This window comes from Testudinibacter sp. 'clade 2' (genome assembly GCF_006227735.1).
Lineage (GTDB): Bacteria > Pseudomonadota > Gammaproteobacteria > Enterobacterales > Pasteurellaceae > Chelonobacter.
Genome location: NZ_VDHB01000033.1, coordinates 1 through 9,254 on the forward strand (window position 1 = coordinate 1; position 9,254 = coordinate 9,254).

Sequence of the window (9,254 nt, forward strand, 5' to 3'; positions counted from 1 at the left end):
TAGTGATTCTAAACGAACGGCTTTTAACGCCGTAATGGCAAAAAAGAGGCATAGTCCTTCGGATTGTGTTTAAAATGAGCACACTCTTCGTTGTAATCCTCATCAATAGTTCCGCTATTGATTTCGGCTTACGCCTAGATTGTGCTCATTTTAAACGACAACTCAAAATATAAACAAAGATCAACAGACCCTAAAACAGTATCAATCGCTTAGCGATAGGATATAAAATAGCACGCGTGTACTCAAAACAGGGACAGTGATGAACCAACAAATACAAATAGTGAATGTTGATTTTGTGAAACAAGCAAACGGTGCATTGGTGTACCGTTTGATCGATCAACACGGGCCGATATCACGGATTCAAGTGTCGGAAATGAGTGGTTTAGCTGCCGCTAGTGTCACCAAAATCACTCGCAATCTGCTGCGCTTAGGTTTAATTAAAGAAGTGGCGCAGCAACAATCGACCGGTGGGCGACGGGCAACCTCGATTGTGGCGGAACGACAGAACTTCGTCTGCCTTTTGATCCGTTTGGGGCGCACCAGTGTCACGATCGCGGCAATGAATCTGGCAACTGAAGTACTGTTTAAACGCAAATATCAGCTGCAAACCGAGCAGACAGTTGAACAACTGGAGCAATATTTGTTGAAGCACATTCGTGAGTCGCTGTCAGAATTGCAGCAGAATGATTATCAGATCATCGCCTGTGGCATTACGGTCCCCGGTTTTGTGGATCAACAGAGCAACACGATTCGCTTTATGCCACAGCTTAATCTACAAAAACCATGGAAACTGGCAGAATCTATTCAACAGTTGATCCAGCTTCCGGTGTTTATCGGGCATGATGTACGGGCGTTGGCATTGGCAGAATCCTATTTTGGCAAAACTCGTGAAACCAGCGATTCGCTGTTGCTGCGTATTCATCGTGGCGTTGCCGCCGGCATCATCTTAAATCGTGAGCTGTTTAGCGGCAGTAAAAATAATCTGGGTGAAATCGGGCATACTCAAGTCGATCCGCTCGGCAAGCGTTGCAAGTGCGGTAATTTCGGTTGCTTGGAAACGCTGGTTAGCAATCAAGCAATTGAAGACAGTGTGCGTGAGTTGCTGCAACAAGGGCATCATTGCAATGGCGTAACCTTGCAGAATTGTAATCTGGATACCATTTGTGCAGCGGTGAATCAAGGCGATCCACTACTGGTGGAATTGTTTCAACGGATCGGGAAATATATCGGGCAAGTATTGGCAGTGTGTATCAACGTGTTAAATCCGGAGAAAATTATTCTTTCCGGGCAAATAACGCAAGCACAACAGGTGCTTTTTCCGGCGATTGAAAAAGCGCTACAAGCAATGGCATTGTCGGATTTTGTGCAAAATACCGCACTTGAAGCCTCAGAATTGGCTCACGACGACATTATCGGCGCTTTTGCCCTGATTAAACGTGCGCTTTGGAACGGTGAGTTATTGGTGCAATTATTAGAAGACTAAATTAAGCGCTGAATAATTTTTGCTGGTAAATTGCACGAATAGCAAGTAAACTGCTCAATCTGTGTCCGAATAAATTAAAAAAGCACTTTTTTAATAAAAAACGGTTGACGAGTAAGGGCGATATTAGCATAATTAGCCCCGCAAAACCGATGAGGTGAACGCAGAAATAATTGAATGGCTATGTAGCTCAGTTGGTTAGAGCACAACACTCATAATGTTGGGGTCACAGGTTCGAATCCCGTCATAGCCACCATATTTTATTTGCGCGGGAATGGCGAAATTGGTAGACGCACCAGATTTAGGTTCTGGCGCCGCGAGGTGTGTGGGTTCAAGTCCCTCTTCCCGCACCATTCATCAGCTTTGCAATGTCATAGATTGGGGTATCGCCAAGCGGTAAGGCACTGGGTTTTGATCTCAGCATTCCTAGGTTCGAATCCTAGTACCCCAGCCATCGACTAATCTATATCAAATAACCGAATTTTTGTTTTATTGGGGTATCGCCAAGCGGTAAGGCACTGGGTTTTGATCTCAGCATTCCTAGGTTCGAATCCTAGTACCCCAGCCATTAAACAAAAAATTCAACCCAAATTGCGGAAGTGGCGAAATTGGTAGACGCGCTAGGTTCAGGTCTTAGAGCCTTAACGGGTGTGGGGGTTCAAGTCCCCCCTTCCGCACCATCTTTTCTTATTTAAATCCTGTAATAGTCTAATTTTTTGTAGCATGTTAAAGACTTATTTATAGAATCCTGCTATTAATTTTACCGAGGTAACGTGATAAATCATCATAATAAGAAACTTACCAACTTGACTTGGTGGGATGTATTAGTCCTTACTATTATTATGTTTTCTATCGCTATTTATAACTCATTCATCAATTATGTGGATTTAGCAGATAAACAACTTGGGGAAGAAATCGAATTCACTAGTAATATGAACTGGGATAACTTGGGTGTTCAGGCTGTATTACTCGCCCTTGCAATGTGTTATCTTCGACTACGCAACTTTAATTTTGCCCAATGGACCATCTCGATCAATTTAAAATCTGTTGCTCAAGGAATCGGGATTTTCTTAGCCGTTGCCTTAGCAATGGATGTGTTTTTTATGGCTTGGTCTTACGTTATTCCATTTCCAGTAAGTGAAGCGAGTGTAGAACTATCAAGTGCTTCTACAGCATTGCCTAAGATAGATTTCTCCCTCTTGCTGTATTCGGCATTAAATGGTTTTTATGAAGAAATATTTTTCTTAGGGATTTGCCTAGCCGTTGCTCGACATCAACGATGGTTATTTATTCTATACGCCTTGTTGATTCGCTATGCTTTTCACACCTACCAAGGGCAAGCAGCGGCTGTTGGCATCGCCTTAGTTTTAGGTGGCAGTTATTATTTTCTTTATAAAACCATACGCCCAAAAAATCTCTTCCCTTTCTTTCTAGCACATGCGCTTAGTGATGTATTCGGTGTTGGGATTCTGACTTACCTAGATAGGATTATCTAATTGCCTTTGTCTAGCATGATGTAGTAGTGATCAAATAATCCCACAGTACTCGTTTGTGATGGTGCTTTACCACTTATCGATAACGGCGGTATTATTCGAGTACTACACAAAAAGTCCGATTTAAGACGAAAAGAAACGGTAAGCTACGAACAAGAAAAAAGCCTAGAGGCTTGTATTCTCTAGGCTTTCCGATAAGTTACGAACAGTAACGATATGTTTTTTGCTGGCGACATCTGAATTGATCGCTGTAAACTGCGTAAATACTGAGGTTTACCCAATTCAGTTTTGCTTGAGAGTACAAACGAGAGTACAAAAAATTTAGGTCAAAAATAAAAAATCGAAATGACAGAAAAATAAAAAAAATCGAAATAAAAAAATAAAATTTTTATGGGGGGGTTAGCTCCTTATCTACTATTTTAGTCTGAATCTTATTTAACTTATTGATATTAAAATTATTTATTGCCAGTAGTTGGCTGATTAGATGAAAAGTACCTTGTTTTTGTTTTGAAAACAGCTACTACTTTTTGACGGCAACAAAAAAGGGCGGTTAAGCCCTTTCTGTGTTGTTGGTTCTGTTATCCCTCCCACTCTTCAAACGTGGCGTGGCGGTCTTTCCAGTAAATATTAGTGAGCTGCGCATTGTCCTTCTTGCGCTCTTCTAGCGTGGCTTTTTGCCCGGCTTCTTTCAATGCGTCCGGCAGTGCTTGCTTGAACGATAACAGGCTTAAGCGCTGGTTGTAATTTTGGCAATCACAATATTTGAGATAGGCTTGATAAAGTGCGCTATCTGCGTTGCGCTTGCTGGTGCCGCTGCCCCAATAAAGCCCGCTGATTTTAGCGTTCTTATCTCTTGGCGAATCGTTTTCATTTATCGGCACCACCTTAAAAGCTGAGGCAAAATCGATCAGATGATTCGCTTTCTGCTTGATATTAAGTCCGTCTGAATGACTTCGAAATGCTTCTAATATCTTGCGGGCTTCTTCCGGGTTATCTTGAAAACGGTTTAGCAGCAAGTGAACAATACCATAAATTTCACCTTTTATTTTATCAATAAAGTTCACATCTTTTTTGCTTTCTGGAATTGGCTTATCAAAGGAAATAATCACTCGGCGGCGTGCGATACCGCCGTTTCTGTCAGTGAACAAAATCGGGTTATTGGTGATCATCATATAGTTAGCCGCTGGTTTATAATCAAACGGATCTTTATACAACAATTTAACCGTCATCACATCGCCCCCAGTGAATGCCTTTAAGCCGTCTGCGCTGCCGCTGTAGTCTTTTTGATCGGGGGAGTACGCAAAAGACTTTCCGATAAATAACGATCGGGTCTCAGGCTTGTCAAAATCTTTAATTGCCATGATCACGCTGTTGCCTCGTCCGCTAAGTGTGGCGGCGATTTCCCCTAACAATGACTTGCCGGCACCACCAACGCCGGTGACTTCAAGAAATAACCCCCAATGGTGTTGATTGGTTAGGATCATGTATAAACCTGCCAAAATAGCGGATTTCTTTTCTTGGCTGCCACTGGTGGCAAAATTTAGCCAATCATTAAAGTGCGGTGTTGCCTTGCTGGTAATATTACAAGGGAAGTTATCAATCAGGCGCAATCCCAAATCAGGATTATGCGCAATGAATTCACCGGTCTTTTTATTCAGCGCACCATTCGTGAAGCCGATATAATCCATGCTTTCTATCGGCATTTCATCAATGCTTAGCGTGATCAGCTCCGCCAGTTTTCTTAGCGTATTGATTTTATAATCTGATTTTTTATCACGATAAAAGGCAAGCGCTTTGCGCTCTAACCGCTCTTGGGCAACCTCTTCCCACACTGTGCCGGTGTATTGGTAGGTTTTGCCTAAGGTAATATCACGTCTTAGTGGGGAATCATGCCACCCTAGGAACGCTTTAACTTTATCGTCATCGCTGGCGTGATGAAGATCAATTTCAGCGGTGGCATTTTCCGCCACCACCGCCGCCACGGTATCACCCGCACGAATGCGGGCGATGTAATCGCTTAAATCTTCATTTAACTGTCCTGCGTTATCGCATAGTGTGACTTTATCCGCCTCGGTATGCTTGGCTAGGTTATGACAAAGTGCGGTAATCTGCTGTTGTGATACTTCGCCAAATTGGTATAAGCCGATAATTTTCTGATCTGCTTTGGCAATTCGTAAGCGGTGGAGTTCTGCCAATTGCTCATTGCCGATAATCACCGGCTTAATGCCGTCTTTATCGTTGATCTGTTTTGCCAGTACCTGCCAGCCCACCCCGTTGCCGTCTTTGCCGTAAGCGTGCCAAGCACCACCACCGACAAGAATAACTGCTTCATGTAGTGGCGTGTTCGGCTGATCTTTTAAGTGCGGTGCATTTTTTAATCTAGCCATTGATAACCTCTTTACCTAAATCAAGGCGTTGAATGCGAACTTCTTCAAACTGATAACGATTGATTAGCGTCTTAGTCTCTTCTAAGGCTTGATAATGGTTATCGCATAAGGTGAGCTTGTATTGTTTGCCGGCAGCGGTGATTCCGGTTATTTGCCACTTTATCGGATGGCCGTTCAGTGGAATAACTTCGTGTGATTGAAAGCCGGCCAACAACCGCCGCGCAAATTTAGCAAAATCTTCGGCGCTCTTGTCGGTTTTGTAAAATCCTAGAATAAGAGGTACTGATCCGCTCAGTTCTCCCGCCATGCCGTGATTAAAGAACGCTCTAAGCATGAAACAGGTTTTAGATTGTTGAGTAGTGTTAGCCATGCTGTACCCCCGCACGCATTGCACCCTGTTGTTTTTGGTGTAACTCTTCGCAAACGTGATTTAGGGAATTTTCAATCGCTGAAATGGCGTTGGCTTGAAATGGATATTCTACTGATAACCCCAAAGCTGCTAAGTTCAGTAAGGCGACAAGTTGATTTAACTCTATCGTTAAATTGTCAAATTCGTTCCAGTCAAATGTGATCTTATTCATCTTCTGCCCCCTCTGCGGTAAGCAGTGTTTCAATGTGTGCCAGTCTGTCACATAAATTGTCTTTGATTTCAACAATTGAATTTTCTGCTAGCCTTAACAGCGCTTTCCATTCGCAATATTCAATTTTCTCTAACGTTGTGCGATTTCTTAATACGTTTAGTAATGTTTCCGACTGCTCAAGATCTGCCGCACTGGATTTTGCCGCTTCAAGCTGAAAATGAATTTTTTGGGTGGTGGTGAAATTACGCATAAGCCACCCCCTGAACGTCAGCAGAAAGGGCAATAGGCGCATGTGTGGCGGTGTTTGGTTGGGTTTTCATGATGGATTGTCCTAGTTTAGTTAGTATTGATGTACCGCCCATAGGGTGCGATACAGACTCAACTACAGCTAGAACACTGCCGGCGTTATTCGTGCGATTGCTCGCCTTATTTCCGCCTGTCATCTGTACCGCAAATTCGGTTTGTGCGTGGGGTAGTAGTCCACGTGTAGGAATTTGAAGTATAAAAAATCCGCAAGTCTGTCGGGTGCGGTGTCCGGTTCTAGCTGTATCTTTGTCGAGGTGAGTAGCCTCAACGTTGGAAATACTAACGGCATTCTTGGCGGCTGTCAATCCAGAGGTAGTTAAAGTGCGGTTGATTCGTCCGGCAAAGCACAACACATAATCACGGGCTAATATCGCTCGTGCCTGTTGCTCGCTGGTGGCGGCAATGCGTAAACGGTGGATTTGATTGGTGGTGTCGGTGCGGTTGATACCGATAAATAAATAAATCATGGCTGTAACTCCGTTGATAAATTGCTTGAGAGTTACCGCTTTACTTGTCACGCTTGGGCGGTAACGTGCGACGGGGTGACAAACTGCTATCAACGGAAAACAGCCAACGATTGAACGTTGCCCATCGCACGCCACCATTGAGAATAAATCACAAGATGGATCTATTTTGGGTGTGCGAATTTCACGCATAAAAAAACACGCATTGTTAGGCGTGCTATGCGCCGTTGATAATTTATTCGAGTTGTCACGCTCGGCAGCCGATTTTGCGACTGCGGGAACAAAATAACCTAAAGTGCGGTCACTTGTAAAGTGATTTGGGTCACATTTTTGAATATTGGTAGGGTGTCCGCCGTTGGCTGATACTGCTGCCAACGTTTGGGCGCTAATAGTTTTTCGGGTATAATCTGGCTTAGCCATAGTCTTATCCTCGGTAAGATGGTTGGTTAGAGGCTCTTTTAGTGCTGAGAACACTATCAGAGCCTTGTTTGTTTTTGTAATAGTGATTATACTGTAATTACATTGAATATCATCATAATTAGGGGTAATTACAATGTCAACCAAAAAAGAAGAAAAAAGATCTAAACAATACCAAATGAGGCTAGTTGAAGAATTTCGCCAGCAGTTGGAAGAGCAAGCCAAAATTGACGGCGATAACTCGCTAGCAACGTGGATTAAACGAATTTTACGCAAAGAACTCTCCTCCCGTGGCATTGAGCCGAAAGGGTAAGAGGCTGATTTTAAAGCAAACCTCAAAATTGAGTTTTGTACAGTGATTTCCTGATATTTCAGGAGATTCCAACGGCTCAGGGGGGTATGCCAAACTTTGGACACACCCACCAAAAGAAAACCATTGCAATAATTTTCATGTTTGATAAGATATTCATGATTTAAATTCATATAGATAGCCTTTGAGCTACTTTGTGAAAATAAATCCGTCATTGTGAGCTGGCAATGTATCAAGTTCGTAGTTGTGAAAATGATTATAAGTTTAGGCATATGCTTATAGTCCTATAGAATAGGCTGGAGTGATTCCAGCCTTTTTTATTGGTTAATGGAAAGCGCCAAGCAGTGATTTTTTCTGTTTCGGTTTTTTAGTGGTGCGGTGAACGGTTTTCAGTGTCCGATTAAATACGGTTAATAAATTCACCTCCATGAAGTCCACCAGCAACGGAATATTACTTGTGGTTTGCTGTACGGCGATAATATCCGCCAGCTCTTCAAATGTTTCTACTTGTGAAGCAACAATGAAAAACTTTCGGTTACCCAAATGTACCGCATGGAAAAAGCCAAGCTCTTCATCATAGCTAAAGGTAAAATACGGATATTGATTTTTATAGCGTGTAATCAATATCGGTAGCGCGCGAATTTCTTGTTCTTCGGTTAATTCTTGGTTCATGATTGTTTTACTCCTAATAAGTTAATGGCGTGTTGAATTTCGTTGCCGGTAATGGGCACCAGCTCCAAATATTTCTTGTTGTGTTGCTGTTGATATTTCAATTTTGCGTTGTAAAGCTCGGCAACTTTGTGGATTTGTTCGGCACTTCCCAATAAATAACGGGTGTAATACCGCCCGGCTTCGCTTTTCTCTTTAACTCGCTCAATCTCAATATCTAAGGTTCTCTCGATTTCGTTCACTTCATTTCTGGCATTCAGAAAGTGGCAATTGAAATAGGATTCCTTTTCGCTAATACCGATATGCGGATTAACAATTAAGGCTCTGGCCACGGTCATTAATCGGGTCATTGGATTGTTCCTCGGTTGGCTTTTTGTTGCTCGATCCATTCGTTGACTTCGGCTAAATCCCAGCGGATAAAGTTACTGGTCAAGCGGATAGGCTGCGGAAATTGATTTGTTTTGACTAACTCATTGAGTTTAGTACGCCCAAAGGAAAGCATTGCCATAACCTCGGCAGTGCTGATCCATACTTGGTTTTTTTGGGGGAATTGTGGTTGTACTTTCATTAAATAACCTCTCGTCCGTTTTGTTTCGTGGTGTTGCGTAACGTTACGAGAGGTATTTTATGGAATGCGGAAAGGGTATTCAGTCTATATAGACCGAATAGCGATCTATATAGATTAGTTTAAAGATTTTTTAGGCTTTGTTTGGCTGCTGCGAATTGCTTTCTTAAGTTAGCTTCAGATAAACCTATATAGCCTTGGTAATTAGATGATAAATGCTCAATTAGTTTATTCTGACTCCCAAAAACATTATTTTCCAGTGTGGTTTCAAGCAATGCCGCAATAATATTCAAATAGCTATTTTCTGTTTTAGGGTTTAGAGTTTTTTCAGATAGTGATTTTAGTTCGGTTATTTTTTTGTCCTTTTCAATAATGATACTTTCCTGCTCTTTCAGTTTAGATGTTAGCCGATTAATATCTTCAACTTGATCATAGCTTTTATCTATTACCGAAAATAACTCTAAGAATGTAATTAAATCATTGTGTAATATACAAATATCGTCTAAATATAATTCTGTCCTATTTTCACAAACTGGAATGTGAAAGTAAAAGTCTTCTCCAGTACTCATTGTTATATCTGAG

General features: G+C 42.1%; 11 protein-coding genes, 5 tRNA genes and 1 pseudogene. 8 read left to right on the forward strand and 9 right to left on the reverse strand.

Features of this window, described 5'->3' with window-relative positions:
• Window positions 1-259 precede the first annotated feature (259 nt).
• The 7 genes from FHQ30_RS03465 (at window position 260) to FHQ30_RS03495 (ending at window position 2,976) form a co-directional block, all read left to right on the forward strand.
• The gene (locus FHQ30_RS03465) at window positions 260-1,483 is read left to right on the forward strand and encodes an ROK family protein (protein ID WP_139612143.1); all 1,224 of its coding nucleotides are present in this window, start codon (window positions 260-262) and stop codon (window positions 1,481-1,483) included.
• Window positions 1,484-1,659: 176 nt separating this feature from the next.
• Window positions 1,660-1,736, forward strand: a tRNA-Met gene (locus FHQ30_RS03470).
• A gap of 12 nt (window positions 1,737-1,748) precedes the next feature.
• A tRNA-Leu gene (locus FHQ30_RS03475) sits at window positions 1,749-1,833 on the forward strand.
• A 26-nt stretch (window positions 1,834-1,859) separates the two neighbouring features.
• Window positions 1,860-1,934: transfer RNA gene (locus FHQ30_RS03480), tRNA-Gln, on the forward strand.
• Between the two features lie 39 nt (window positions 1,935-1,973).
• Window positions 1,974-2,048: transfer RNA gene (locus tag FHQ30_RS03485), tRNA-Gln, on the forward strand.
• A 25-nt stretch (window positions 2,049-2,073) separates the two neighbouring features.
• Window positions 2,074-2,160: transfer RNA gene (locus FHQ30_RS03490), tRNA-Leu, on the forward strand.
• A 126-nt stretch (window positions 2,161-2,286) separates the two neighbouring features.
• On the forward strand, window positions 2,287-2,976 hold the full coding sequence (locus FHQ30_RS03495) for a CPBP family glutamic-type intramembrane protease (RefSeq protein ID WP_267963873.1): 690 nt from the start codon (window positions 2,287-2,289) through the stop codon (window positions 2,974-2,976).
• 575 nt (window positions 2,977-3,551) lie between these two features.
• Here the strand turns inward: FHQ30_RS03495 and FHQ30_RS03500 are convergent.
• Genes FHQ30_RS03500 through FHQ30_RS03520 form a run of 5 tightly spaced genes read right to left on the reverse strand, consistent with a single transcriptional unit; the run spans window position 3,552 to window position 7,131 of the window.
• A complete protein-coding gene (locus tag FHQ30_RS03500) occupies window positions 3,552-5,360 on the reverse strand; it encodes a DNA primase family protein (RefSeq protein WP_139612144.1) in 1,809 nt (602 codons plus the stop codon).
• A complete protein-coding gene (locus FHQ30_RS03505) occupies window positions 5,353-5,730 on the reverse strand; it encodes a hypothetical protein (RefSeq protein WP_139612145.1) in 378 nt (125 codons plus the stop codon). The genes FHQ30_RS03500 and FHQ30_RS03505 overlap by 8 nt, the downstream gene beginning before the upstream one ends.
• The gene (locus FHQ30_RS03510) at window positions 5,723-5,941 is read right to left on the reverse strand and encodes a hypothetical protein (RefSeq protein ID WP_139612146.1); all 219 of its coding nucleotides are present in this window, start codon (window positions 5,939-5,941) and stop codon (window positions 5,723-5,725) included. The genes FHQ30_RS03505 and FHQ30_RS03510 overlap by 8 nt, the downstream gene beginning before the upstream one ends.
• Entirely contained in the window at window positions 5,934-6,191 is a 258-nt protein-coding gene (locus FHQ30_RS03515) for a hypothetical protein (RefSeq protein WP_139612147.1), read from the reverse strand. Before FHQ30_RS03515 ends, FHQ30_RS03510 begins: the two co-directional genes overlap by 8 nt.
• A complete protein-coding gene (locus FHQ30_RS03520) occupies window positions 6,184-7,131 on the reverse strand; it encodes a host cell division inhibitor Icd-like protein (protein ID WP_139612148.1) in 948 nt (315 codons plus the stop codon). The genes FHQ30_RS03515 and FHQ30_RS03520 overlap by 8 nt, the downstream gene beginning before the upstream one ends.
• A 133-nt stretch (window positions 7,132-7,264) precedes the next feature.
• Between FHQ30_RS03520 and FHQ30_RS13210 the strand changes: the two genes are divergently transcribed.
• Window positions 7,265-7,441, forward strand: a complete 177-nt coding sequence (locus tag FHQ30_RS13210; RefSeq protein ID WP_176552681.1) for a hypothetical protein — start codon at window positions 7,265-7,267, stop codon at window positions 7,439-7,441.
• Window positions 7,442-7,762: 321 nt separating this feature from the next.
• Here the strand turns inward: FHQ30_RS13210 and FHQ30_RS03525 are convergent, their stop codons facing one another.
• From FHQ30_RS03525 to FHQ30_RS03540, 4 genes and pseudogenes are all read right to left on the reverse strand, one after another.
• Window positions 7,763-8,110 (reverse strand): hypothetical protein, encoded by a 348-nt coding sequence (locus FHQ30_RS03525; protein WP_139612149.1) that lies wholly within the window; start codon window positions 8,108-8,110, stop codon window positions 7,763-7,765.
• Complete coding sequence (locus FHQ30_RS03530) at window positions 8,107-8,457, reverse strand: PM1773 family protein (RefSeq protein ID WP_139612150.1); 351 nt, start codon at window positions 8,455-8,457, stop codon at window positions 8,107-8,109. The genes FHQ30_RS03525 and FHQ30_RS03530 overlap by 4 nt, the downstream gene beginning before the upstream one ends.
• Window positions 8,454-8,675: a helix-turn-helix transcriptional regulator gene (locus FHQ30_RS03535; RefSeq protein ID WP_139612151.1), complete on the reverse strand. Its 222-nt coding sequence runs from the start codon at window positions 8,673-8,675 to the stop codon at window positions 8,454-8,456. The genes FHQ30_RS03530 and FHQ30_RS03535 overlap by 4 nt, the downstream gene beginning before the upstream one ends.
• A 119-nt stretch (window positions 8,676-8,794) precedes the next feature.
• Window positions 8,795-9,254 (reverse strand): annotated as a pseudogene (locus FHQ30_RS03540) (SlyX protein); the annotation flags it as partial.